Annotated in this window: 25 protein-coding genes and 1 pseudogene; 9 read left to right on the top strand and 17 right to left on the bottom strand. The window is 72.8% G+C overall.

Going from position 1 to position 23,914, the window contains the following annotated elements; all coding sequences use genetic code 11:
* Nucleotides 1-578: 578 nt before the first annotated feature.
* Both rox and AB0A95_RS30205 read right to left on the bottom strand, forming a co-directional pair.
* Nucleotides 579-2,042, bottom strand: coding sequence for a rifampin monooxygenase (gene rox, locus AB0A95_RS30210; protein ID WP_357559121.1), 1,464 nt, complete (start codon nucleotides 2,040-2,042; stop codon nucleotides 579-581).
* A gap of 176 nt (nucleotides 2,043-2,218) precedes the next feature.
* The gene (locus AB0A95_RS30205; protein ID WP_357559120.1) at nucleotides 2,219-2,929 is read right to left on the bottom strand and encodes a TetR/AcrR family transcriptional regulator; all 711 of its coding nucleotides are present in this window, start codon (nucleotides 2,927-2,929) and stop codon (nucleotides 2,219-2,221) included.
* A gap of 85 nt (nucleotides 2,930-3,014) precedes the next feature.
* Between AB0A95_RS30205 and AB0A95_RS30200 the strand changes: the two genes are divergently transcribed.
* The gene (locus AB0A95_RS30200) at nucleotides 3,015-3,878 is read left to right on the top strand and encodes an NmrA family NAD(P)-binding protein (protein WP_357559119.1); all 864 of its coding nucleotides are present in this window, start codon (nucleotides 3,015-3,017) and stop codon (nucleotides 3,876-3,878) included.
* 106 nt (nucleotides 3,879-3,984) lie between these two features.
* On the opposite strand, the gene AB0A95_RS30195 is transcribed toward AB0A95_RS30200, so the two are convergent.
* Complete coding sequence (locus AB0A95_RS30195) at nucleotides 3,985-4,428, bottom strand: methyltransferase domain-containing protein (RefSeq protein WP_357559118.1); 444 nt, start codon at nucleotides 4,426-4,428, stop codon at nucleotides 3,985-3,987.
* Between the two features lie 175 nt (nucleotides 4,429-4,603).
* On the opposite strand from AB0A95_RS30195, the gene AB0A95_RS30190 reads away from it, so the two are divergent.
* Nucleotides 4,604-5,611, top strand: a complete 1,008-nt coding sequence (locus tag AB0A95_RS30190) for an RNA polymerase subunit sigma-70 (protein WP_357559117.1) — start codon at nucleotides 4,604-4,606, stop codon at nucleotides 5,609-5,611.
* A gap of 32 nt (nucleotides 5,612-5,643) precedes the next feature.
* Here the strand turns inward: AB0A95_RS30190 and AB0A95_RS30185 are convergent, their stop codons facing one another.
* On the bottom strand, nucleotides 5,644-6,207 hold the full coding sequence (locus tag AB0A95_RS30185; protein ID WP_357559116.1) for a dihydrofolate reductase family protein: 564 nt from the start codon (nucleotides 6,205-6,207) through the stop codon (nucleotides 5,644-5,646).
* A 156-nt stretch (nucleotides 6,208-6,363) separates the two neighbouring features.
* Here AB0A95_RS30185 and AB0A95_RS30180 point away from each other — a divergent pair, with 156 nt between their 5' ends.
* Together AB0A95_RS30180 and AB0A95_RS30175 are read left to right on the top strand one after the other, a co-directional pair.
* Entirely contained in the window at nucleotides 6,364-6,840 is a 477-nt protein-coding gene (locus AB0A95_RS30180) for a hypothetical protein (protein WP_357559115.1), read from the top strand.
* Nucleotides 6,841-6,936: 96 nt separating this feature from the next.
* Nucleotides 6,937-7,071: a hypothetical protein gene (locus tag AB0A95_RS30175; protein ID WP_357559125.1), complete on the top strand. Its 135-nt coding sequence runs from the start codon at nucleotides 6,937-6,939 to the stop codon at nucleotides 7,069-7,071.
* Nucleotides 7,072-7,167: 96 nt separating this feature from the next.
* On the opposite strand, the pseudogene AB0A95_RS30170 reads toward AB0A95_RS30175, so the two are convergent.
* The 4 genes and pseudogenes from AB0A95_RS30170 to AB0A95_RS30155 form a co-directional block, all read right to left on the bottom strand.
* Nucleotides 7,168-7,398 (bottom strand): annotated as a pseudogene (locus AB0A95_RS30170) (MarR family winged helix-turn-helix transcriptional regulator); the annotation flags it as partial.
* Nucleotides 7,399-7,537: 139 nt separating this feature from the next.
* Nucleotides 7,538-8,320: an ABC transporter permease gene (locus AB0A95_RS30165; RefSeq protein ID WP_357559114.1), complete on the bottom strand. Its 783-nt coding sequence runs from the start codon at nucleotides 8,318-8,320 to the stop codon at nucleotides 7,538-7,540.
* A 31-nt stretch (nucleotides 8,321-8,351) separates the two neighbouring features.
* Nucleotides 8,352-9,110, bottom strand: a complete 759-nt coding sequence (locus tag AB0A95_RS30160; RefSeq protein WP_357559113.1) for an ABC transporter permease — start codon at nucleotides 9,108-9,110, stop codon at nucleotides 8,352-8,354.
* Nucleotides 9,111-9,125: 15 nt separating this feature from the next.
* Complete coding sequence (locus tag AB0A95_RS30155; RefSeq protein WP_357559124.1) at nucleotides 9,126-10,067, bottom strand: ABC transporter ATP-binding protein; 942 nt, start codon at nucleotides 10,065-10,067, stop codon at nucleotides 9,126-9,128.
* Nucleotides 10,068-10,218: 151 nt separating this feature from the next.
* On the opposite strand from AB0A95_RS30155, the gene AB0A95_RS30150 reads away from it, so the two are divergent.
* Nucleotides 10,219-10,794 carry a maleylpyruvate isomerase N-terminal domain-containing protein gene (locus tag AB0A95_RS30150; RefSeq protein WP_357559112.1) on the top strand — a complete coding sequence of 192 codons (576 nt, stop codon included), beginning with the start codon at nucleotides 10,219-10,221 and terminating at the stop codon, nucleotides 10,792-10,794.
* A gap of 3 nt (nucleotides 10,795-10,797) precedes the next feature.
* Here the strand turns inward: AB0A95_RS30150 and AB0A95_RS30145 are convergent, their stop codons facing one another.
* Both AB0A95_RS30145 and AB0A95_RS30140 read right to left on the bottom strand, forming a co-directional pair.
* On the bottom strand, nucleotides 10,798-11,337 hold the full coding sequence (locus AB0A95_RS30145; RefSeq protein WP_357559111.1) for a GNAT family N-acetyltransferase: 540 nt from the start codon (nucleotides 11,335-11,337) through the stop codon (nucleotides 10,798-10,800).
* A 43-nt stretch (nucleotides 11,338-11,380) separates the two neighbouring features.
* Nucleotides 11,381-11,869 carry a DUF1992 domain-containing protein gene (locus tag AB0A95_RS30140; RefSeq protein WP_357559110.1) on the bottom strand — a complete coding sequence of 163 codons (489 nt, stop codon included), beginning with the start codon at nucleotides 11,867-11,869 and terminating at the stop codon, nucleotides 11,381-11,383.
* Nucleotides 11,870-12,092: 223 nt separating this feature from the next.
* Between AB0A95_RS30140 and AB0A95_RS30135 the strand changes: the two genes are divergently transcribed.
* On the top strand, nucleotides 12,093-12,743 hold the full coding sequence (locus AB0A95_RS30135; RefSeq protein WP_357559109.1) for a LysE family translocator: 651 nt from the start codon (nucleotides 12,093-12,095) through the stop codon (nucleotides 12,741-12,743).
* A 59-nt stretch (nucleotides 12,744-12,802) separates the two neighbouring features.
* Here the strand turns inward: AB0A95_RS30135 and AB0A95_RS30130 are convergent, their stop codons facing one another.
* From AB0A95_RS30130 to AB0A95_RS30120, 3 genes are read right to left on the bottom strand one after another with little or no spacing between them, the layout of a single operon-like run.
* Nucleotides 12,803-13,636 carry an SDR family NAD(P)-dependent oxidoreductase gene (locus AB0A95_RS30130; RefSeq protein WP_357559108.1) on the bottom strand — a complete coding sequence of 278 codons (834 nt, stop codon included), beginning with the start codon at nucleotides 13,634-13,636 and terminating at the stop codon, nucleotides 12,803-12,805.
* The gene (locus AB0A95_RS30125) at nucleotides 13,633-15,027 is read right to left on the bottom strand and encodes an NAD(P)-binding domain-containing protein (RefSeq protein ID WP_357559107.1); all 1,395 of its coding nucleotides are present in this window, start codon (nucleotides 15,025-15,027) and stop codon (nucleotides 13,633-13,635) included. Before AB0A95_RS30125 ends, AB0A95_RS30130 begins: the two co-directional genes overlap by 4 nt.
* 57 nt (nucleotides 15,028-15,084) lie before the next feature.
* Entirely contained in the window at nucleotides 15,085-15,732 is a 648-nt protein-coding gene (locus tag AB0A95_RS30120; protein ID WP_357559106.1) for a TetR/AcrR family transcriptional regulator, read from the bottom strand.
* Between the two features lie 57 nt (nucleotides 15,733-15,789).
* Between AB0A95_RS30120 and AB0A95_RS30115 the strand changes: the two genes are divergently transcribed.
* The 3 genes from AB0A95_RS30115 (at nucleotide 15,790) to AB0A95_RS30105 (ending at nucleotide 18,933) form a co-directional block, all read left to right on the top strand.
* Nucleotides 15,790-17,160: an MFS transporter gene (locus AB0A95_RS30115; RefSeq protein ID WP_357559105.1), complete on the top strand. Its 1,371-nt coding sequence runs from the start codon at nucleotides 15,790-15,792 to the stop codon at nucleotides 17,158-17,160.
* A 50-nt stretch (nucleotides 17,161-17,210) separates the two neighbouring features.
* Entirely contained in the window at nucleotides 17,211-18,398 is a 1,188-nt protein-coding gene (locus tag AB0A95_RS30110; protein ID WP_357559104.1) for a hypothetical protein, read from the top strand.
* Nucleotides 18,399-18,591: 193 nt separating this feature from the next.
* Nucleotides 18,592-18,933, top strand: a complete 342-nt coding sequence (locus tag AB0A95_RS30105) for an RNA polymerase-binding protein RbpA (protein ID WP_030327608.1) — start codon at nucleotides 18,592-18,594, stop codon at nucleotides 18,931-18,933.
* 63 nt (nucleotides 18,934-18,996) lie between these two features.
* Here the strand turns inward: AB0A95_RS30105 and AB0A95_RS30100 are convergent, their stop codons facing one another.
* From AB0A95_RS30100 to AB0A95_RS30085, 4 genes are all read right to left on the bottom strand, one after another.
* The gene (locus AB0A95_RS30100; protein WP_357559103.1) at nucleotides 18,997-19,515 is read right to left on the bottom strand and encodes an FxsA family protein; all 519 of its coding nucleotides are present in this window, start codon (nucleotides 19,513-19,515) and stop codon (nucleotides 18,997-18,999) included.
* A 69-nt stretch (nucleotides 19,516-19,584) separates the two neighbouring features.
* The gene (locus tag AB0A95_RS30095) at nucleotides 19,585-20,394 is read right to left on the bottom strand and encodes a polyprenol monophosphomannose synthase (RefSeq protein WP_357559102.1); all 810 of its coding nucleotides are present in this window, start codon (nucleotides 20,392-20,394) and stop codon (nucleotides 19,585-19,587) included.
* Between the two features lie 34 nt (nucleotides 20,395-20,428).
* On the bottom strand, nucleotides 20,429-22,054 hold the full coding sequence (gene lnt, locus AB0A95_RS30090; protein WP_357559123.1) for an apolipoprotein N-acyltransferase: 1,626 nt from the start codon (nucleotides 22,052-22,054) through the stop codon (nucleotides 20,429-20,431).
* 520 nt (nucleotides 22,055-22,574) lie between these two features.
* Entirely contained in the window at nucleotides 22,575-23,912 is a 1,338-nt protein-coding gene (locus AB0A95_RS30085; RefSeq protein WP_357559101.1) for a glutamate mutase L, read from the bottom strand.
* Between the last annotated feature and the right edge of the window lie 2 nt (nucleotides 23,913-23,914).

Below are 23,914 nucleotides of genomic sequence, written 5' to 3'. Positions count from 1 at the left end.
TCCTACATCACTACAATCACCACCGACCCCACACCGCCACTGGCGGCCTACCACCGATCACCAGGTTGACCAACGTCCCTGGACAGCACAGCTAGCCGGTGCTGTGAAGCATCACGGCTCGTCTGGGGCATGGCGCGCTTGCCGGCACCCGACGTGAGGCACTCTGAAAGTCACGTCAGGTGCCGGGGCGGCGATGTGGGGTGCGAGGGTGGTTTCCCGGCACGCCGGCTGACGGGTAGGAGCGGCCTCTCTCGACGATGCTGCTCCGCTCTCCGACCGTGCGGCCGAGCGGATCGAGGACGAGGCGGCCACCCCGAGCCGCCACCAGCGGGCACAATCGACTCGGGTTCATGAAAGTCGGGGCATCCCGGACCACCGGACACCCCGACTTCCGCAAACCCGAGTCGATCAAGGCCAGTCATCCACGACCGGCGGGCCGCGAGGCGCCTTGGCGTCAGCTCAGGTCAGTAACGACCGACTGCGGTGCCGGTTCGAGGCACATGCCTCAGCGCCTCGCCAGTCGCCGCTGGTAGGTCTGGGCCCTGCTCAATCTCGACGTCGGGGCCGCCGGCCGGAGATCAGTGGGCGGGCTCGCCGAACCAGCGGGAGAGGTGCTCCTCCATGTCCTGCTGATCGTCACCGATCCAGGCGACGTGCCCGTCGGGGCGCAGCAGGACACCGGGTACGTCCACCTCGGCGGTGGGATCCGACAGGTACGCGACCCGGTCCGACCAGCCGCCGACGGTCAGGCGTTCGGTGCGGTCCAGCAGCAGACCCCGGCCGCCATACAACAGACCGTAGAGGTTGCCCTGTTTGACAGCGATGTCGCGCAGGCGGCGGCCGAGCAGGTCCGGGCCCGCGCCGAAGTCGTACCGGATGCCGATCCCGGTGATCTTCTCGATGAGGTGGCGGTTCACCTCGTCGATGTCCATCAGTTCGGTGAGCAGCCTGCGTACGGCCTGTGGGCCCGGCTCGGGGGACAGCAGTTCCGCCTGGGCACGGGTGTTGTCCAGCACGTCGGCGGCGACCGGATGACGTTCGGCCTGGTAGGTGTCCAGCAGCGTGTCCGGCGCCCAGCCCCGGACCTGCGCGGCCAGCTTCCAGCCGAGGTTGACCGCGTCCTGTACGCCCAGGTTGAGGCCCTGCCCGCCGATGGGTGGATGGATGTGTGCCGCGTCGCCGGCCAGCAGCACCCGCCCGACCCGGTACCGTTCGGCCAGCCGGGTGGCATCCCCGAAGCGGGACAACCAGCGCGGGGAGTGCACACCGAAATCGGTCCCGGCGATGGCGCGCAACTGGTGTTGGAAATCCTCAAGGGTGGGTGGCTCCGCGCGGTCGCTGATTCCGGCGGCGGGGACCACGACGCTGTAGACACCGTTGCCGAAGGGCCGGAGCCAGAAGGGGCGACGAGTTTCGCTGATCTCGGCCACCTTCGCGGCGATCTCCTCCGGTGGCACGCTTACCTGCATCTCGCCCATCAGCGTCTCGGTCCGGGCGGGCTCGCCGGGGAAGCCGACACCGAGCAGTTTGCGTACCGTGCTGCGCGCGCCGTCGCAGCCGACGAGATAGCGCGACCGCAGCCGTTCCCCGTCGGCCAGGTCGACGGTGACTCCCGCGTCGTCCTGCTCGACACCGGCGACCGCGCAACCGCGCCGGATCTGCGCACCCAGGTCGATCGCGTGTTCTTCGAGCAGGTTCACGATGACCGGCTGCGGAATGCCCAGCAGATAGGCGTACGCGGAATCCAGGCCCGTGGGCTCGGGTTTGGCGATGGCGGCGAAGAAGCCGGCGGCCGGACGGCGTCGTCCGTGCGGGAGGATGCGGTCCAACAGTCCGCGCATCGCCATCAGCTCAAGGCTGCGAATGTGCAGACCGACGATGCGGACGAACGACGTGGGCTCGGTCTCCTTCTCCAGGACGAGGACCCGTACATCGTGCAGCCGTAGTTCGGCGGCGAGCATGGCACCGGTGGGCCCACATCCGACGATGATCACGTCGAAGTCCAGGGGTGCGCGGTCGGCGGGGACGTGCAGAGCAGGCATGGTGTCGCCTTTCGAGAATGCCTTATTGGCGAGGCGCTCCCGGCGACACCTACGTCAGTCGCTCGGCCATGACGGGAGGGGGAGCACCCACATCGACACAGCGTTCATGGGTCTCACCTCCTCGGGTGGTGTCACGGTCAGCCGCAAGCTACATGCCGAGCGGTCTGCCCGTCGAGTCATATTCCCAGCGAGCGGTGCAGCCACTCCGTCATGAGCGCGCGTTCGGCATCGCTGAGCCCCGGGAGGTCGGGCACCACAGTGGCGAAGGTGACCGCCACCGCCCGCACTGTCGTGTCGGGTGTCGCCGGGGTGCTCACCAGGATGCTGCCGAGCACGGCATCGAACATGGCGTCGCTCAGACCACTGTCGCGCTGCTGCGCGGGCGTCGCCAGGAGCGCGAGAATGGTGCCGTTGCCGGCGGCGTGGATCATCATGAGGGCCCGCTGCTCGTCGACCCGCAGCAGGCCGGTCGCGGCCAGTCGTCGTACGCGGGTGCGCAGCACCTCGATGCCCGCGGCGGTCGCCGGTGACTGCCCGCCGCGCCCTCGTGTGCCGATGAGTGCGTACAACTCAGGATTGGCCAAGCCGAACTCGACGTGCACCCGCCACCCGTGGCGCAGGTCCGCCACGGGGTCAGTCTCGGCGGCCTGCGCCGCTGCCGCCTTGGCCGCGACGTAGGTGGCCATGACGTGTTCCGCGACGGCATCGATCAGGCCGTCCTTGTCACCGAAGAGGCGGTAGATGGTGGGTGCCTGCACACCTGCGGCCTCGGCCACGGCGCGCGTCGTCACCGCGTTCGCGCCCTTGTCACGCAGCAGTTGGCTGGCTGCCGTGACGATGCCGAGCCGTACGTCGTCCCGGGTTGCCGTGTCCTGCGCCGGAGTCATGAATCAATGCTAACAGCAACTTGTTATCGTCTGCCTATCGCTGCTAACGTCGCGGCGATAACACCGATAACAAGGAGTGCTCATCATGATCGTCATCACCGGCGCCACCGGTCAGCTCGGGTCTCAGATCGTCGATCGGCTCCTCGATCGGGTTCCCGCCGAAACCGTGGGCGTCAGCGTGCGCGACGTGACCAGGGCTGCGGGTCTCGCCGCGCGCGGCGTCCGGGTCCGCGCCGGAGACTTCACCGAACCGGCCACGTTGCAACACGCCTTCGAGGGTGCCGAGAAGGTTCTTGTCGTGTCCGCTGCCATCCGCGGCAGCGGTGCGGTCACCGCGAACCTGGCCGCCATCGACGCCGCCCACGCCGCCGGAGCCAAGCGCATCCTCTACACCAGCCACCAGGCGGCATCCCGGGACTCACTCTTCCCCGCCCAGCTCACGCACGCCGCGACCGAGGAGCACCTGGCCGGGCTGGGCGTCCCCTTCACCGCGCTGCGCAACGGCTTCTACGCGAGCACGCTCAGCTTCGCCATCGGTACGGCGCTGGAGACCGGTCAGCTCGTGGCGCCGGCGGACGGTCCGGTCTCCTGGACCGCACACGCCGACCTGGCCGAGGCGGCGGCCGTCGCGCTCGCCGAGGAGGGCGCGCTCGACGGGGTCACCGCCCCGCTGACCGCGCCGGAGATGCTCGACCTCGAAGCGGTGGCTGGCGTCCTCAGTGCCATCACGGGCCGCACCATCAGGCGCGTCGTCGCGGACGACGACCGGTGGCGGGCCGATGCCATCGCGCGGGGCCTTCCGGCGGCGGCAGCCGACTTCACCCTCGGCATGTACCGCGCGGCACGCCGGGGCGAGTTCGCCGTGACCGACCCGACGCTGGAAACTCTCATCGGGCACCGCCCGGCGTCCGTCCGCTCGGCGCTCGACGTCATCATCGCCCAGGCCTGAGGGGCGCGAGCTCGCCGGGGCGGGCTCAGCGGATCAGGGTCGATGGCCCGGCCGCGCCCCCCGTGCGGTTGCCCGGCCAGCGACCGCCCGGGGCCGGGCCAGCTCGTCAGCCCGCGCGACGTGTGCCCGGGCACCGGGCTGGCGCGGCTGTCGTATGGCCAGGACCACGCCCTGGTGGACGAGCACACGGCCGCCGGCGGCGTGCCCGGAGAAAGGGTGGTACCTGTGCGAACACTGGCATTGCGGGCTCGATGCCGGGGCCAGCCTGCCGATGCTCATGGCGAAGTCGCGGGGCGCTTGTCAGGTGCGGGCTGGAGATGAGTCCGACTACCATCGTGTCGGCCGCGAACTTCAGCGGGGCGTCCAGGTCGTGCTGCCGCACGTCGGCGCGATCGCCGAGCAGAGCCCGGGCGTGCCGGACCAGCGTCGCGCTGCCGTCCACCGCCACCACCTCGGCTCCCCGGCCGACCAACTCGGCCGCGTAGTGGCCGCCGCCGCATCCGGCGTCCAGGATCCGGAGACCGGCGACGTCGCCGGCGAGTGACAGCATGGCCGGCCGGTCCGTGTAGGCGTTGTGCGGACCGTCGGCGGCGTGTGGCCGGCACCCATCCCCCGGGCGCGGGCCACACGCCGACCTGGCCGAGCCGGCCGCGCACCGATGAGAAATCCTCCGCCACGCCGTCGGTTCTGTTGGCCCTTACGCACCGGTGAAAGGATCAACGACCATGACCGACGCCAGACGGCTGGGCGCCGACGAGGCCACGTTCATCGCTGCGGTCCGCGCGGAGGATGCCGGGCGGTTCGCGCTCCTGACCGAGCGCCACCGGCGTGAGCTGCGGGTGCACTGCTACCGGATGCTCGCGAACTACGAGGACGCTCAGGACATGACGCAGGAGACGTTCCTGCGAGCGTGGCACAAGCGGGAGTCGTTCAGGGGCCACGCTGCCCTGCGGACCTGGCTGTACCGGATCGCGACGAACGCCTGCCTCGACTTCCTGGAGAAGCGCAACGACCGCACACCCGTACCGTCCGGGCTGCCGGACCCCGACTCCGAGCTGCTGTACCTGCAGCCGTACCCCGACCGGATGCTCCCCGAGGACCCGCAGGAGTCGGTGGTGGCACGGGAGACGATCGAGCTGGCGTTCATCGTCGCCGTCCAGCACCTGCCGCCGCGGCAGCGGGCGGTGTTCATCCTGCGCGACGTCCTCGGCTGGCCGGCGTCGACAGCCGCCGACGCCCTCGAGCTGACCGTCGCATCGGTGACCAGCGCACTCCAGCGGGCCCGTGTGACGATGCGCGAGCGGCTGCCCGACCGCCGCCTCGACTGGCGCAGTCCCTCCACCCACGAGCTGTCGAATGAGGAGCGCAGCGCGGTGACGTCGTACATCAGGGCCCATGAGCGCAACGACCTCGACGGGCTGACGGCCCTCCTGCGCGACGGCCTGCGCTTCGCGATGCTGCCCGACCCGGGCACCGTGACCACCACGGCCAAGGACGCGGTGGACGGCTGGGTCTCCGGCGGGCTCTTCCAGCGCGGCCACGACGACTGGCGCGGTATCCCCACGACGGTCAACCGCATGCCTGCCGCCGCGCTGTACCTCCGCACCCCCGACGACCCGGAGTACCGGCTGTTCGCCATCGCGGTCCTGCACGTCGTCGACGGGAAGATCGCCGAGCTCACCGGATTCGACGCCGCCGACAAACCCTGGCTGGACCTGCCACCGACACGGTGATCACACGTGTCGTCGACCGGTACACCGCGTGCTCATCGCCTCGTCTCGTATCGGGTCAGCACCACGCCACCGGGAAACGTCCGGGTCTCCACCAGGTTCAGGTTCACCCAGTTGTCCAGGGCTGTGAAGAACGGCGTGCCGCCGCCCAGCAGGACCGGTGCGGTGACCAGCACGTACTCGTCGATCAGCCCGGCCCGCATGGCCGCTGCGGCAAGTGTGGCGCCGCAGATGTCCATGGGGCCGCCGTCTTCGGCCTTGAGCCGGGTGATCTCGGTGACCGCGTCGCCGATGACCAGGCGGGTGTTCCAGTCGACGGTGCGGGTCGTCGAGGAGAACACCACCTTCGGCATGTCCCGCCAGCGGCGGGCGAACTCGATCTCCGCCGGTGTGACGCCGGGCTGCTGGTCGGCAGTGGGCCAGTGGGAGCTCATCGCCTCCCACAGCTTGCGCCCGTACAGCGCCAGGCCGGTCGCCCCCACCCGGTCGGACCACCACTGGAACAGCTCGTCGCTCGGTACGCTCCAGCCGAGGTCGTCACCGGGCGCGGCGATGTAGCCGTCCAGGCTCAGGTTCATGCCGAAGATCAGTTTCCGCATCGTGTCCGCCTCTCGTCAGTCGATCTCACACGTACAGACGGGCACGGCGCGCAAACCTCATCGGTGCGCGATCTGCGTCCGCGACGGCCGAAGTGCGGGCCGGCGTCACCGCCGCGGTTTGACCCTCGACCGGGTCGAGGCCCGACCATCGGCGACATGGACGACCAACCGACACCCGATCCGACAATGACCCGGATCGGCGAGGCCGTGCAGCTCGGGCGATCAGGGCAGCAGGGCCCCGCCCGCGACGCCCTCACCGCGTTGTGGGACGAGATCGGCCCCACCGGCGACGCCTTCCACCGCTGCACGCTCGCCCACTACCTCGCCGATCTCCAGGACACCACCGAGGCGGAGCTGAGCTGGGACGAGCGTGCCCTGGCCTCCGTGGCCGACCTGACCGACGAACGCGCCCAGCGCCACCTGTCCTCGCTCCAGGTCCAGGCTTTTCTGCCGTCGCTGCACCTGAACCTGGCCGACTGCCACCGACGGCTGGGCAATCCCGCCCAGGCCCGGAAACATCTCGCTCGGGCCAGCGAACACCTGGCGCACCTGCCGGATGACCCGTACGGCGAGGCCATCCGCACGGCCGTTCGCGACTTCGCCGCCGACGACCCGACCGACGCGCGGAGGTAACGGTCGGCCGAAGCGGCCCGCGAGAGTGCGGCGCTATGCGGAAGCCGACGAGCCGTCGGGGTGGCGAGATCGGGCGGCCGACTGATGTAGGCCCGGGTGGACACCGTCCGGGTTCCCGGTGTGCTCGGCGAGCCGTCGCAGGACAGCGACGAGCTGGGCACGTTCGCCGGCGTCGAGTGGGGTGAGGATCTCGTCCTCGTGCTGATCGGCGACCTGGCGTGCCCGGGGTAGCAGCTGACGCGCGGCTTCGGTCAGGTGGATGGCGTGGGCGCGACGGTCGCCGGGATGCCGCCGACGTTCGACCAGATCGCGCTGCTCCAGGTCGTCGAGCAGGCCGACCATGACCTTGCGGTGGATGCCCAGCGCGTCAGCGAGCTGTTGCTGGGTGTTGCCTTCACTTCGCTCGAGGTGCGTGAGCAGCCCGAAGTGGTTCGGCGCGATGCCCAGTGGCGTCAGCCGCGCGGCGAACGTCTGCGCGACGTGGAACCCGAGCTGTGACAGCAGGAAGTTGGCGCGGCCGACCAGTGGTCGGCCTGTGCCAGGTGCGGAGTCGAACACCTCGACATTGCGTACTGACCGACCACCGTCACCCGTCGATCCCGAGGGATGCGCGGTGCCTGGCTGGTGTGGATCGCGGCATACAGCGTCATCCTGATCCGCGGCGCGCCCACGCCTTCCGGCACCCCCGACCCGTCGCTCAGCGCAGCATCGCCCGGGTCATTCGACGGGTGGCCACGGCCATCGCGATCGAGCCGAAGGCCAACAGGTAGGCCACCGGGATGAGCAGGTCCCAGCCGAGTCGGCCCAGCGTCGGTTCGCGAACCAGCTCGATGCCGTGGTAGAGCGGCAGCGCCTGGATCAGGGGCCGCACCGCCTCCGGATAGACCGACAGGGGATAGAACGTCGTCGCGAACAGGAACATCGGCAGCATGAAGAGCTGGATGTACTGGAAGTCGGGAAAGTCGCGCAGGTACGTCGTGACGGCCAGCCCGCCGGCGGCGAACGCGTAGGAGACCAGCACCGACGCCGGCAGGGCCAGCAGCGCCCAGGGTGAGGTGACCAGCCCGGCGATCGCCATGAGGGTGAGGAAACCGATCGACGTCACCAGCGCGTTGATCATCGCGCTGGTGACCTCGCCGACGGCGATGTCGGTGACCGACAGCGGTGTCGGCAGGATCGCCTCGTAGGTCTTCTCGACCCGCATCCGGGTGAAGACGCCGAAGCTGGTCTGGTTGAACGCGGTGTTCATCGCGGTTGTGGCCAGGATCGCCGGCGCCACGTAGACGGCGTACGGGACGTCGACCCCGGGGACCGTGCCGACGAGCAGCCCGACGCCGACACCTATCGACAGCAGGTACAGGATCGGTTCGACGAGCGCGTTGAGCAGCGGTGTGAGCGACCGGCGGTAGATCATGGCGTTGCGTTCGACGAGCGCGAGGGCTCGGCGGCCCGTCCAGGCCGGCACGACGACGGTGCTCATGCTGTCTCCCCGAGGCTCGGTGGGTGGGCCGTCACTGGTGCAGCCGTCGGCGGTAGGTGACCCGGGCGACCAGGAAGCCGCCGACCGCGAGCGTCAGCAGGTAGGCGATGTGGACGCAACTGCCGGTGATCGTGGCCGTGCCGAGGCTGAGGGTGCGGCACAGCTCCACCCCGTGCCACAGCGGCAGCACATAGGACACCGGCCGGATCCACTCCGGTAGCTGCGAGACGGCGAAGAACGTACCGGAGAACATGTAGAGCGGCATGATGACGAAGCGGAACACCGTGTCGATGTGGCGCAGCTTGCGGACGCCGACCGCCCACGCCGCGGCCGGCGTCGCGAACGCGGCTCCGGTCAGCGTCGCGCCGAGCAGGGCGCCGAGCGCCCACCAGCCGCGAATCAACCCGAACGCGGCCATCACCGCGACGAAGGCGCCGCTGGCGATGAGCACCCGGACGGTGATGAAGAGCAGGTGCCCGGCGGCGAGCTGCTCCGGTCGCAGGGGCGTCGGGGTGGCGCTGCGGTAGGCCCCGAAACCCGCGGCTCGGGCGACTCCCGCGGCCCCTTCCAGGAACGCGTTCTGCATCGCGGCGGCGGCCAGCATGCCCGGTGCGAAGAACGCCGCGTAGGAGACGCCGGCGATCTGGGTTGGCGCGTTGTCGTCGACAAGCGCGCCCAGGCCGGCGCCGATGCCGACGAGGAACAGCAACGGATTCAGTACGTTGATCACGATCGAGCCGCGCCAGGTGCGCCGGTAGCGCGTGACCCAGTATGCGAAGGCGTGCAGCACCGGTGGTCCTCCCTGCTACTCGATCAGCGATCGGCCGGTGAGGGTGAGGAACACGTCCTCCAACGTCGCGCGGCGGACCAGGGCGGTGAGCGGCGTGAGCGACATGGCGTGCACCGCGGCGAGGGCGGCCTCACCGTCGGCGGTGTAGACGAGCACCCGGTCGGGGAGCAGCTCGACGCGCCCGTCGCTGTCGTTGCCGCCGGTGGCCAGGGCCGAGGTGCGCAGCTTCTCCGCGACGGTGTCCCGTTCGTCGAGGCGGAACCGCAGTTCCAGGACCTCGCGCGTGGCGTACCTGGTGATCAGGTCCCGGGGTGAGCCCTGCGCGACGATCCGGCCGTGGTCGACGACGATGAGCCGGTCGCAGAGCTGCTCGGCCTCGTCCATGTAGTGGGTGGTGAGGATGAGCGTGACACCCTCCTGCTTGAGCTGGAAGAGCCGGTCCCACAGGACGTGGCGGGCCTGCGGGTCGAGGCCGGTGGTGGGCTCGTCGAGGAGCAGGATGTCGGGTTCGTTGATCAGGGAACGGGCGATGGTCAGCCGTCGGCGCATACCCCCGGAGAGGGTCTCGACCTGGTCGCCGGCCTTCTCCTGAAGCTGGGCGAAGTCCAGCAGTCGGGTCGCGCGGTCCCGGATGACGGCTCGCGGCAGGCTGAAGTACCGCCCGTAGATGTGCAGGTTCTCCCGGACGGTCAGCTCGTTGTCCAGGTAGTCGTCCTGCGTCACGACGCCCAGCCGGGCGCGGATCTCCGGCCCCTGTCGCATCGGGTCCATGCCGAGCACACGCAGGCTGCCGCCGCTGATCGGCGACGTCGCGGCGATCATCCGCATGGTGGTGGACTTACCGGCGCCGTTGGGGCCGAGCAGCCCGAACGATTCGCCCCGCTGGACCTCGAAGTCGATGCCGTCGACGGCGTGGAACTCCGCTGTGGACCCGCGCGGCGGATAGATCTTCGTCAGCTGGGTCGCCTGAACCAGCGGGTGTTCGCTCACCACGGCAGCGTACGGAAATTAAACAGGCTTCTGCAAGATCTGGGCAGAGGATTGAAAATTCCGGGCACAGCGGCAAATCTCGGTTGCGGTACCCGAGTCGCGATGCGAGGCTCGACGAATGTCCGCACTGACCGGTGCCGACCTGCTCCAGGCGGCCGACGAGATGACACGGGTGCTGCACCCGCACCGCGAGCGCGACTGGTCAGTGCCCGCCGGCACGTTGACGTGGAGCTGCTGGACCACCGCCGCGCACGTCGCGCACGACCTGCTCGCGTACGCCGGCCAGGTCGTCGCCAGTCCCACTGACAGCTACCTGCCGTACGACCTGCGGGTCTCCCCCGACGCGAGCCCGGCGCAGACCCTCACTGTGGTGCGGGCCAGCGCCGGGTTGCTCGCCACCGCCGTCGACGCCGCCCCGGCGCACGCGCGGGCCTGGCACTTCGGGCCCTGCGACCCGACTGGCTTCGCCGCGATGGGGGTGGCCGAGACCCTGCTGCACACCCACGACATCACCCGCGGTCTCGGCGTGCCCTGGCAGCCACCGCCGCGGTTGAGCGCGGCGGTGCTGCGGCGGCTCTTCCCGGACGCCCCGGACGGCGCCGCGCCCGAGGTTCTGCTGTGGATGACCGGCCGCGGTGACCTGCCCGGCCGGGCACGACGCACCTCGTGGCGGTGGCAGGCGGCGCTGAGCTGACCCTCAGGGCGTCAGTGAGTGCCGGTGACCGTCCAACGGAAAGGGAGGCCGAGCCGGCAGCACCTCCTGGAACACGTAACCGCTCTTCTGCGCCACCCGGCAGGACGCCACGTTGTCCACCTGGTGCAGCAGGTCGAGGCGCCTCATCGCGGGAAACTCGTCGAACGCCCACCGGCTCAGCGCGGTGACCGCCCGCGGGGCGACGCCGCGACCGCGCGCCCACGCCGCCGTCCAGTAGCCCACCTCGGGCTCCGGCCAGTGCGGGCTGACCGTCTTGAGCACCACGTTCGCCGCCAGCCGTGGGCCGTCCGCGTCGTCCTCGACGACCGCGAAGCTGTACCTCCGACCGGCGTCCCAGTCCTGGCGCACCCGGTCCAGCCACTGCCGCCCCTCGGTCAGGTTGGTCACCGGCACCCGGGTCCACCGGCGCAACACCGGGTCCCGGTACACCTCCAGCAGGGCATCCAGGTCGTCGTCGTGCCACTGGCGCAGGGTGAGGCCCGGCAGCGAGGAGGCGCCGGACACCCGCAACTCGATCACCATCCGACCAGTCTGGCGGTGCCGCACAGGGCCCGCGCCGCCCGGGTCAGCGCGAACGGCGACGCCAGGTCAACCACCAGGCACGGCGGGACCGGCGCGGCGCGGCGACGGCGCCCACCCGCTCGGTCGGGGACGTCGGGACGCGGGGCGGGGCGTGCTCGGCACGCCAGCGGCGCACCACCTCGTCGACGTTCACCGGACGCACCGCCACGCGCGGACCGTCGGGGTTGCGCAGCCAGGCCACGATCTGCGTGTTCAACTGGCCGACGAAGTCGCGGACGGACTGCTCGGTGGGCAGGTCGCGGACCTCGTCGGGGACCTGCTCGATGCGCCGACGCAGTTGCAGTGGGGTGGGTAGGAGCAGGTCGCTGGGCAGCGCCTCACGCTCCAGGAAACTCTTGATCCACCACGACTCGTCGTACGGTGCTCCTCGACCGGGGATCGGCTTGCCCATGCCGGGCAGGTCGTCGAACTCGCCGCGTTGCACGGCTCCCCGGATCTGCGCCTCCACTGCCGCTTCCCACGCCTCGGTCACCCTGCGGCACCTCCCCCGGCCACCGTAACGCGCCGCCTCCGGACGGCGACACGCACCTGCCGCGGATCAGCGCGTCAGCGGCCGTGACCATTCCCGGCGGCACCGGCCGGGGTGGTTTCGACCCGGGTGTCCGAATCGAGGGCCACGTCCTGCCAGGTGGCACTCGGTCGACACTGTCGCCCGGCCTACGGTCGGTGCGAAGACGCCGAACGGGGGGAACGTCATGGTCGGTACGGGTGCGCTGCTGGGCATCACAGTGGTGGCGTTGGGACTGGTGCTCACGCCCGGCCCCAACATGGTCTACCTGGTGTCCCGCTCGGTGGCGCAGGGCCGCCGGGCCGGGCTGGTGTCACTGCTCGGGGTGGCCGCCGGGTTCGGCGTCTACCTGACCGCGGCCGTCGCCGGCCTGGCCGCCGTCTTCGTCCTGGTGCCGACGCTGTACGCCGTGGTGAAGCTGGCCGGAGCCGGTTACCTGCTCTGGCTGGCCTGGCGGACCCTGCGTCCGGGTGGGCACTCACCGTTCACGCCGGCGCCGATGCCGCCGGACCCGCCCCGGCGGCTGTTCACCATGGGCCTGGTCACCAACCTGCTGAACCCGAAGATCGCCATCCTCTACGTGTCGGTGCTGCCCCAGTTCATCGACCCGACGCGGGGGCACGTGGCGACGCAGAGTCTGCTGCTGGGCCTGACCCAGATCACCGTCGCACTGATCGTGAACACGCTGATCGTGCTCAGCGCCGGCTCGTTGGCCGGGTTCTTCGCCCGCCGACCCGGGTGGCTGCGGGTGCAGCGCTGGGTGACCGGGACGGCCCTGGCCGCGCTGGCCGTCCGGATCGCCGCCGACCGCTCCCGCGCGGCGGTCGCCACACCCTGACCAGAGCCGCACCGCCCGGTGGCGGCGGACCACCGCGCGCCACACCCGCGAGCGGCGCCTCACTGCCCCAGGTGGCGGCGGCGCATTCCGGCGGCCAGGGGCGCGGCGTCCAGGTCACCGGCGGCGAGCCGAGCCGCGAGGGTACGACGGACCAGCCGGTCGGCCAGCGCGGGCGCGTGCCGCCCGACGGCCAGCTCCAGCCGTCCACGCCGGGTGGTCGCCATGTCCCGAGGCGCCCGGCGGGCGGTGGCGGCGCGCAGGATCGCCGCGACCACCCCCTCGACCGGCTCGGGACGGGACACTCCCCGCAGGGACAGCCCGGCCTCGGCGGTGCTGTCGTGGATGGGTGAGGCGACCATGCTCGGGTAGACCACGCTCACCCCGACGTGCGTGCCGACCTCGTGGCGCAGCGCGTCGGCGTACGCGACCAGGGCCCGTTTGCTGACCCCGTACGCGGCGGCGAGCGGCAGTGGCAGGACCGCCATCCGGCTCGCCACGAAGATCACCCGGCCGCGTGCGGTGAGCAGCGGCGGCAGCGCCGCGGCGGTGGTCCGCCACGCGGCCAACAGGTTGACCTCCAGTTGTCGACGGACCACCTCGTCGGGTGCCAGTTCGGCCGGGGCGGGGCCACCCACACCGGCGTTGTTGATCAGCAGGTCGAGCCCGCCGAGCCGGTCGGCAGCGGCCCGCACCGCCGCCGGCACGGCGTCCGGGTCGGTCAGGTCGCAACCGAGCACCGGCAGGTCGGCGTCGGGGCGGGCGTGCAGGTCGAGCCCCACCACCTGGGCGCCGGCGGCGGTGAACGCCGCGCCGAGGTGCCGGCCGAAGGTTCCGCTCGCACCTGTCAACAGCACCCGCCGGCCAGCCAGCCCGTTGGCCACCCGACCCTTCACCGCTGCACCTCGACCGACGAGCCAGCACCGGCCGCACCGGCCGCACTGCCTGCGCCGGCGGCGCCGGTTGCGCCAGGCGCACCGGACCGGGCGCGGCGGGTTCCGGCGGTCAACTCGCGGGTCAGCTCGGCCAGGTACACGTCGAAGTCCACGCGCATCGCCGGACGGCGTTGCCCCCAGCGGGCGGTGGCGGCCCGCAACTCGGCCCGGCAGACGGCCCGCTGGCGGTCCGGGTCGGGCAGTGCGTACCGGCCGGCGAGGTGCGCGGCGATCAACTTGGCCTGCGCCTCCACCAGCGGGAACGCCGAACCGGTGGACTGCATCAACCCCACGAACGTCAGGCCCGGGGCGTCGGGGTGGAACACGTGCCGGTACAGCGGCAGGCTGTCGCCGCCCCCACCGAGCAGTTCCGGGTCGAGGAACGGGATCTCCACCCGGTAGCCGGTGCACCAGATGATCAGGTCCACGGTGTCGCGGCGACCGTCGGTGAACTCGACCCGGTCCCCGTCCAGGGCGGCGACGCCGGGGCGGGCCTCGACGTCGCCGTGGGTCAACCGGGACAGCAGGCCGTCGGAGAGCGTCGGATGATCCTGTAGGAAGCCGTGCGTCGGCGCGGGCAGCCCGTACCGGGCGGGGCTGCCGACCGTGGCGCTCAGCGTGGCCTGGCTGATGCGTTGGCGCAGTCGCCACGGCAGTCGGCGGGCCAGCGCCCCGTTCAGGGTGTCCGAGGGGCGGCCCAGCAGGTACTTCGGCACCACCCAGACGCCTCGGCGCAGCGACAGCAGGGTGCGGGTGGCGGCGTACGAGGCGTCCACCGCGATGTCCATCGCGGAGTTGCCGCCGCCGACGACCAGGACCCGCTTGCCGGTCAACTGCTCCGGGCCCCGGTAGTCGTGACTGTGCATCTGCTCGGCGGTGCACGTGCCGGGGTACGACGGGTCGGGCAGCCGGGGCACCCGGTTGTGCCCGTTGGCGACGACCACGGCGTCCACTGTCACCGAGACCGGCCCGTGCGGCCCGTTCGCGGCCACCGTCCACGTGCCGGCGGGATCCCGGGTGACCCGCTCGACGGTGTGCCGCAGTCGGATGGTGTCGCCCAACCCGAAGTGGTCGGCGTAGTCGGCGAGGTAGCCGGCGACCCTGCGGTGATCGGGGTAGTCGGGCCAGTCGGCCGGCATCGGATGGTCGGCGAACTGGGTGCGTCCACGGCTGGTGTTCAGGTGCAGCGTGCGGTACGCGGGCGAGTCGGGTCCCCCGTACACCCAGAGGCCACCGACCTGGTCGGCGGCCTCGAAGCCGATCGTCGGCACCGCGGCGTCGCGCAGTGCCTTGACGGCGGCGAGCCCGGCCGCGCCCGCGCCGATCACCGCCACCCGAGGTGGTCCGCCCATCGCCGCCCCCCACGTAATCCAACGTCCGATGGATAATCGTCGTGCGGCGACGACGCGTCAAGGGGCCGACGACCCGTACAACCCGTCGAGCAGGCGATGCACGAACGCGCGGAACTCGCGCCGTTCCCGGGCGCCGGGCGCGCCGGCGGCCAACGCCACCACATGCCCGTGCGTCGCCCACACCAGACTCCGGACGGTGATGTGCGGGGTCGGTTCGGCCAGCGCGCCGGTCGCCGCCGCGGCGGTGAGCAGTTCGGCCACCAGCCGGTACAACGGCTCGGCGTAGCGCTGGTCGAGGTCGGCGTGCCGCTGCGGCTCCAACCAGCGGCGCAGCCACAGCGCGGTGGTCTCCGGGCGGTCCTCCAGGAAGTCGACGAAGACGTCGACCAGCTCGTGCAGCGCCCGCCGCGCCGCGTCCGGCCCCCCGTCGAGGGCGGCACGGGCCTGCGCGGCGGCCTCGGTCAGCACCTCCCGCTCGGCGGCGAAGACCCGGGCGAAGCAGGCGTCGTAGAGCGCCGCCTTCGTACCCGTGTGGTGGGCGACGGTGGCGACGTCGACCCCGGCGGCGGCGGCGACCTCCCGCAGCCCGACGGCGTCGAAGCCACGCTCGGCGAACAGCGCGGTCGCCGCGGTGAGCACCACCTCGCGGGTCGGCCGGGTCTCCTCGCGCCGTGGTCGACCGGGACGGCGTCGGGGCATGGTCATGGCCGCCATTCTGCCCCTAGAATCCAGCAACCGTTGGATTACCGAGGGGATGCGGCGATGACCGGGCTGGACCGGCGGCCCGTGGCCGCCACCGACGCGACGCTACCCCGTGGCCCCCTGGCCGGCTTCGCCGCCGGGTCGCTCGGGATGGGGATCTGGGTGACGGTGCCCGGCCTGCTGCTGCTGTACTTCCTCACCGACGTGCTGGCGGTCGAGCCGTGGCTGGCCGGCCTCGCGCTGCTGCTGCCGAAGATCGCCGACGTGCTGCTGCACCCCTGGGTGGGGCACCGCGCCGACGTGGAGCAGACCCGACGCGGCGACCGTCGACGCCTGCTGCTGCTCGGCTGCGCCCTGCCTGTCGCGTTCGCCGCGCTCTTCGCGGTGCCCGGCGGACTGACCGGCGCGCCGGCGGCCGCCTGGGTGGCCGTGTTCTTCGTCGCCGGCAACCTGCTGTTCGCCGCCTACCAGGTCCCCTACCTGGCCACCCCGGCCGACCTGCGGATCGGTTACGACGAACGCACTCGGCTGATGGCGTTCCGGATGGTCGTACTGACCCTGGGCATCCTGGTCTCCGGGCTGCTGGCCCCGCTGCTCACCGGCGGCGACGCCGCCACCCGGGGCGGCTACCAGCGCATGGGCGTGGTCCTCGCCGTGGGAATGCTGGTGGCGATGCTTGTCGGCGTCGCCGGCATCGCCCGGCTGCGCGGGTCCGCGGCGGCCAGCGCCGCGTCCGGGCACGGCGGGCGGCGGGCGTTGCGCACCGCCCTGCGCGACAGGCAGTTCCGGTGGCTGGTCGCCGCGTACCTGGCCATGTCCACGACCACCCACCTGGTGCTCGCCGGGGTGCCCTACTACGCCGAGTACGAGCTGCGTGCGCCCGGTCTGACCACGGTGCTGGTGGCCGCGTTCGTGGCCCCGGCGCTGCTGGTCACCCCGGCCTGGCTGGTGGTGGCCCGCCGCGTCGGCAAGCAGCGGGCGTTGCTCGGCGCGCAGGGCGCGTTCGCCCTCGGCTCGCTGGTGCTGGCGGTGGGTCGCCCGGTCGGCCTGCCGGTGCTCGTCGGCGCGGTGGCGGTGCTCGGTGTGGCGTTCGCCGGCATGCAACTGCTGCCGTTCTCGATGCTGCCCGACGTGATCCGCGCCGCCACCAGCACCACCGCTGGCGGCGCCGCCAGCGGTGCCGGCACCTACACCGGGGTGTGGACGGCCACCGAGGCCACCGGAGCGGCGCTGGGCCCGTACGCGTACGCGCTGTGCCTGGCCGTTGGTGGTTTCGTGGCGTCGACGGCCGGTGAGTCGCCGACGCAGCCCGACGCGGCGCTGGCGGCGGTCCGCTACGGCTTCGGGTTGCTGCCGGCGGTGGCGATGCTCGCGGCGCTGCTGCTGCAACGCCGCTACACCCTGGACGCGGCCGCCCGGGCGGCGAGCTGACCCTGGCGCGGTGCGGGCGGCCGGCGCCGCGGCACTAGACTGCCACCTCGATGGATGCCCAGCCCACCACCACCGAGACCCGCCCCTGCGCCCACTGTGGAGCACCGGTGCCGCAGCGGGTCGGCGCGGGCCGACCATTTCGCTACTGCCGGGACAACGACGGCGCCTGCCAGCGGGCCTCGCGCAACAGCCGGATGCGGCACCGCAACGCCCCCGGCCTGCCGGGGCAGGTGGCCCGCACCTGGGAGGCGGTGGACCGCCTCGACCAGATCGTCGAGACGTTGACCGAGTCGCTGCACGCCGAGTTGTCGCCGGTGGGGGTGCAGCGGCAGATCGCGCAGGCTCGTGCGGAGGCCGCCACCGAGGTCGCGGCGGCGCAGACCGAACGTGACGAGGCCCGCGACGACGCCGAGACCGCCGCCGCCGACGCGGCGCGCGCCCGCGAGCAGGCCCGCGCGGCTCTCGCCGAGGCCGACGACGCCCGCCGACGCGCCGAGCGGGCGCACCAGCAGGCCACCGCCGCCGACGAGCGGGCGCAGCGCGCCGAGGCCGCCCGCGACCAGGCCCGACACGACGTCAGCGCCGCGCAGGCTTTGCGCGACCAGGCCGAACGGGACCGCGACCAGGCCCGCGTCGAGGTGCGGGACCTGCGCGCGCAACGCGACACCGAGCGGCAGCGGGTGGCCGACCTGACCGCCGAACGCGACGCGGTGCGCGCCGACGCCGAGCGGGCCACCCGGGTCGCCGCCGACGCGACCGAGCGGGCCGGGCGGTGGCAGGCCGAGGTGCAGGACGTGCGGCGTCAGATCGAGCAGGCCCGCGCCGACGCGGCGCGCGCCCGCGCCGAGGCCGCCGACGCCACCCGCGCGCGGGAGCAGGCCGACCGGGCCCGCGACCGGGCCCAGGTCGCCGCCCGGCAGGTCGACGCCGCCCGGCAGGAGGCCGCGGAGGTGGCGGCGCGGCTGCGCGCGGAACTGGCCGCGACCGCCGCGCAACGCGACTCGCTCACCGCCGAGCTGACCGCGGCCCGGCAGGCGGCGGGCACCGCCGAGAGCCAGGTCACCGCCCTGACGGTACGACTCGACGCCGCCGAGACCGACCGGGACCTGGCCCAGCGGCGGGTGGCGCAGCTCGGTGACCAGGTCAGCGACCTGGCGGTGGCGCTGGCCCGGCTCGGGTCGGTGCCGCCACCGGCCGAGCCGGACACGGCGCAACCTTCGCGACCTCCGGGCGGTTAACCTCCCCGGTGGCAGCGGATACACCCCGTTGCGGCCCGGCTGGGGATCACCTGGTCGGGTACGCGTCCCGGCCGGCTACCCTTGGGTCGCGGCCCACCCCCGTGGACGCCTCACGCCCTCGGGCGGGAATGGCTCGACGGGAACGCACCGTTACACCCAGAAGACCAGCACCACGAACGAGGGGAAGTCGATCATGGGCGAGCGTATGCTGCGCGGAAGCCGCCTTGGCGCGGTGAGCTACGAATCCGACCGCAACACGGAGCTCGCGCCGCGTCAGACCCGCGAGTACCTCTGCGCCAAGGGCCATCAGTTCGAGGTGCCGTTCGCCGTCGACGCCGAGGTCCCGACGACCTGGGAATGCAAGTTCGACGGCAGCGTCGCCCGACTCGTCGACGGCAGCGAGCCGGAGCAGAAGAAGGCCAAGCCGCCGCGTACCCACTGGGACATGCTGCTGGAGCGGCGCTCGATCGCCGAGCTTGAGGACATCCTCGAGGAACGCCTCCAGGAGGTTCGGACCCGCCGCGGCCGCGCCTGAGCCGCACAACGACCGACGCCCCCGGGTTCTCCCGGGGGCGTCGCCGTGTCCGTGCACGTGGTCTCAGTGGCGACCGGGCTCGACGATCTCACCCTCGATGGCCCGACCGCCGTCGACGACCACCGGCTGTTGCGGTTGCGGGGTCGGTTGGGGCGCACCCTGGCGCACCCGCACCGTACGGGGGCCGAACAGGTCACCGGCGACCATCGACGACACCCGCCGCTCGGTGGCCCGTCGCACACCGGCGCGGGCCAGACGGCGCACCGGTGGCACCAGCAGCAGCAACCCGACCAGACCGCTGACCAGGCCGGGCACCGCCAGCAGCAGGGCACCGGCCAACCCGACGAGCCCGTCGGTGACCTGCCCGCCGGGTGGCTGCCCGGCCGCCGCGGCGGCGCGGAAACCCCGCCAGGCGCGCATCCCCTCCCGGCGCAACAGCACCAACCCCAGCAGGGACGCGGCGAACACCAGCAGCACCGCCGCGCCGAACCCCAGCGCCCGCCCGACACCGACGAACACCGCCAACTCCAGCACCACCGCCAGCAACAGGGCCAACGGCACGAACCTCAGTCCTCGGCGCATCTCACCTCATCGCCATTCTGTGCGGGCACCGTGGGCGTGCCCCGCCCATCCAGCATGACACGGCCCCGCTCACGGCCACCGGACCTGACCGGAGGGGGTGCCGTGCAGGCCACGACGCACCGCCTGGCGGCGGTCCTGCACACCCCAGGTGGTGATCCGCCACAGCGCCTCGGCCACGATCCGGGGGCTCATCTTGCTGTCGCCGCGTTCCCGTTCGGCGAAGGTGATCGGCACCTCCACGATCCGCACCCCGGCCCGGTGCGCCAGCCGGGACAACTCCACCTGGAACGAGTAACCCTGCGACGTCACCGACCCCAGGTCGATGGCGTCCAACGCGCTGATCCGGTAGACCCGGTAACCGCCGGTGGCGTCCGCGACGGGCATGCCCAGGGCGAGGCGCGCGTACAGGTTGCCGCCGCGCGACAGCAGCAGCCGCCGCAACGGCCAGTTGACCACCCGGGCGCCGCTGGTCCACCGGGATCCGATCACCACGTCGGCGTCGCGGGCGGCGTCCAGCAACGCCGGCAGGTCCTCCGGCGCGTGTGACCCGTCGGCGTCCATCTCCACCACCGCCTGGTAGCCGTGCTCGCGCGCCCAGGCGAACCCGGCCAGGTACGCAGCCCCCAGGCCCTGCTTGCCCTGGCGGTGCAGCACCCGCACGTGCGCGTCGCCGTCGGCGAGGGCGTCGGCGATCGCGCCGGTGCCGTCGGGGCTGTTGTCGTCGGCGATGAGGATCCGCACCGCCGGGACGGCACGCCGCAGACGGCCCACGATCACGGCGATGTTGTCGGCCTCGTTGTAGGTGGGGATCACCACCAGCACCCGGCCCACCCCCGGCACCTCGTCCGGGCGTCGGATCGTATCGGTCGCCTGGATCACGGTTCCTCCGCTCCCGCCGGCGTACCGGCTGTTGCTATCCGGGCCTGACCCGCTGCCGCCGGCGCGGCACCGCCGCACCGACCAGGGCCGCCACGGCCAGCGCCGCGAGCGTCACCTCGGGCCACCAGCCGAGGCGGGTGGCGAGGGTACGCCCGTCGTCGAGCCGCAACTGCCGCACCACGACCTCCCGGGTGTTGAACCCGGTGGCATCGCTTACCCGCCCGTCGGGTGCGACGAACCCGGACACACCGACAGTGGACGCCATCAACGCCGGCCGGCCGTGCTCCACCGCCCGCAACCGGACCATCGCCATCTGCTGGCGGGCCTCGGCCACGTTGAAGGTGGCGTTGTTGGTCTGCACCACCAGCAGTTGCGCGCCGCCGTCGACGGTGTCGCGGACCACGTGGTCGTAGGCGACCTCGAAGCAGATCACGTCACCGAGCACGACTGGCCCCGCCCGTACCACACCCGGGGTGCTTCCCGCGACGAAGTCGCTGCGGATCAGGTCGACCTGCTTGCTGACCCTCCGGGCGATGTCACGCAGCGGCACGTACTCGGCGAACGGCACCGGGTGGCGTTTGGTGTACAGCTGACCCAGGTCGGCGCCGGTGCCGGGCCGCCACAGGATGCCCGCGTTGCGGACCTGCCCGGGGCCGGGGCCGAGCAGCACCGCGCCGACCAGGATCGGCGCGCGGACCGTGTCGGCGGCCTGGGAGATGCGGGCCCCGGCGGCGGGGTTGCGCAGCGGGTCGATGTCGCTGGAGTTCTCCGGCCACACCACCAGGTCGGGTTGCCGTTCCTGCCCGGCGGCGACCCGCGCGGCCAGGTCGATGGTCGCGTCGGCGTGGTTGTTGAGCACCGCCTGCCGTTGGGCGTTGAAGTCCAGGCCCAGGCGCGGCACGTTGCCCTGCACGATCGCGACGGTGACAGTGGCGCCGGACCCGGCGGTGGCCACCGGCACGAGCAGACCCCCGACGGCCACCGCGACCGCCACGACGACCGGTGCGCCCACCGACGCCCACCTGCGTGCCGGCGTGACCCCCGGCCGGCCGTCAGCGGGCGGTGTGGCGTCGCGCGGGGTGTGCCGGGCGGTGACCCAGCCCCGCCAGGCGGCGGTGACCAGCAACCCGCCGACGAGCGCCGTCGCGAACGTCACCAGCGGGGCGCCGCCCCACGCGGCCAGGCGCAGCAGCGGCGAGGTGTCCTGGCTGAACGCCAACCGCCCCCACGGGAACCCGCCGAACGGGGTGCGGTCACGCAGCGCCTCCTGCCCCACCCACAGCAGCCCGGTCAGCACCGGCCACGCCCAGCGGCCGCGGTCGGCCAGCGGCGACACCCAGGCGGTGGCCGCGCCCAGCAGGGCCAGGTAACCGGCCTGGAGCAGCGACAGCAGCACCCACGGCAGGTAGCCGGTGTGCAGGTTCGTCCAGGCCAGCATCGGGGCGAACAGCGCCACCCCGGTCAGGAAGCCCAGGCCCGCGCCGGCACGCAACCGCCGACGGTGTGCGGCGGCGGCCAGCAACGCCACCCCGACCGGGGCGAGCGGCCACACCCCGTACGGGGGGAACGCCAGCAGCAGGGCCAGCCCGGCGGCCAGGGCCAGGGGCACGGCGAGGACCAGCGGCAGCGGCCCACCGGTGATCACCGGCGGGGGCAGCACCGCCGCCGGGGTGGGGGTCTCATCCCGGTCCAGAATCGTCACCGCTTCACCTCGATCACAGGGCGAAGGCTACCTGGCTGGGCTGCGGACCAGCCGCTTCGGGCCGCCCGGCACGAACCGCCCGGCGGACATGAAATCGGGGCGCGGCTGACGCCGCGCCCCGATGCTCCCAGGCCCTTCCCGGCCGGTGTGGCGAGGATGGGGCACGACGACCTTCGGACCGACCAGGCGTGGACTGGCTGCCCCCGCCGGGCCGTTGTCTACTGGCCGTGCACCTCACCCTGCCCGTACACCGGTAACCGCGGCCGGTTCGCGCCGCCCCGCCGACCCCCGCCCGCTGGACCTGGCCGCCGCGACGATGACGCTCAAAAATGTCGCTCGGCCAGCGGACGAGAGGACGAAGCGAACAACAGCCGCTTCCCGTGGTAGGACTCAAAGACGGTACGTGCCGACCCCCGTCGGTTGTCAACCCACCCGGGCCTGTCGTGTGTTGCGCCACGGCGTGTCGGGTCGGCGAGTCTCAATGCGTGCGCAGATGGTGACGCAGCAACGCCTGCGCGGCGCCCCGATGTTCCGCGGCGAGCAACCCCCCGGCGGCCAGCACGTAGTCGGCGTCGACGACGGCGGCGGCGGCACGCGGCAACGCCCACCCGCCGGCATGATCGGCGAGGAGAGCCGCCAACACCTGCCCGGACGCGCCGGTCGGCGCGTGCCGCAGCACCCCACCGGAGCCCACCAACAGCCGCACGTCGCGCAGGTCCCGCCCGGCCCGCTCACCGGTGGCGGCACCCCTGGCGTGCCGGCGCACCGCCACTGTCGCCGCGAGGGTGGCGATGCGGGCGTCGACGGCCCGCTCGACGTCGTCCACAGCCAGAAACGCCGGGTCGGCCGCCCGACGCGCCGCGGCGACGCCCAGGTCGTCGAACTCGTCGGCGGCGAGCAGCCGTTCCTCGGCGGCGGCCCGCACCACCCCGGGGGCGCTCCAGCGCATACCCAGGTCACCCTCCACGGTGCGGGCCCGCCACAGGTTGCCGGCGACCTCCCGGCCGGGCCCGGTGGCCCGCTCGTCGGGGGTGAGCACCGAGTACACGTCGGTGGTGGCGCCACCCACGTCGACCACGGCCAGGTCACCGCCGACGGTGTCGGCGAGCACCTCCACACCGGTGAGCACCGCGTCGGGGGTGGCCGCGCGCACCAGCCGCGCGAACCGGGTGCCCCTCGACAGCCGTTTCCCGCCGATGACGTGGCGCAAAAACACCGCGCGGATCGCCGCCCGCGCCGACGCCGGGGCGAGCACCCCGATGCGCGGCAGGACGTTCTCCGCCCCGGTCACCGGCACCCCGGCGGCCTCCAGCAGCCCGGTGAGCTGCGCGCGCACGTCGGCGTTGCCCGCGTACACCACCGGCACCCGCCACCGGGCGCGGGCCAGGCGGGTCGCGTTGTGGGTGACCGTGTCGGCGTCACCGCCGTCGGTGCCCCCGACGAGCAGCACCACGTCCGGGCGGGCCGCCCGCAACGCCGTCAGGTCCGCCGCGCCGAGCCGACCGGCCGCGACGTGCACCACGTGCGCGCCGGCGGACAACCCGACCCGCCGGCCCGCCTGCGCGGTGACCAGCGGCTCGTACCCGACCACTGCCAGCCGCAGCCCACCGCCGGCCGACGAGCACACGTACCACGGCACGTCGCGCACCCCGAGCCCGACGGTGGCCGCCGCGACCGCGGTGTCCAGGCCGTGCAGCACGTCGGTACCCACCGTGGTCGGCGCGGCAGCCGCGCCGACCAGGACACCGGCGACCAGGTCCACCACCGCCACCTTGGTGTACGTGGACCCGACGTCCGCGCAGACCGCCAGGCTCACGG

This window comes from Micromonospora sp. NPDC049230 (assembly GCF_040647875.1).
Taxonomy (GTDB): Bacteria; Actinomycetota; Actinomycetes; order Mycobacteriales; family Micromonosporaceae; genus Micromonospora.
Note: the sequence above shows the minus strand (reverse complement) of the source record. Positions and strands in the feature narration are given on the sequence as shown.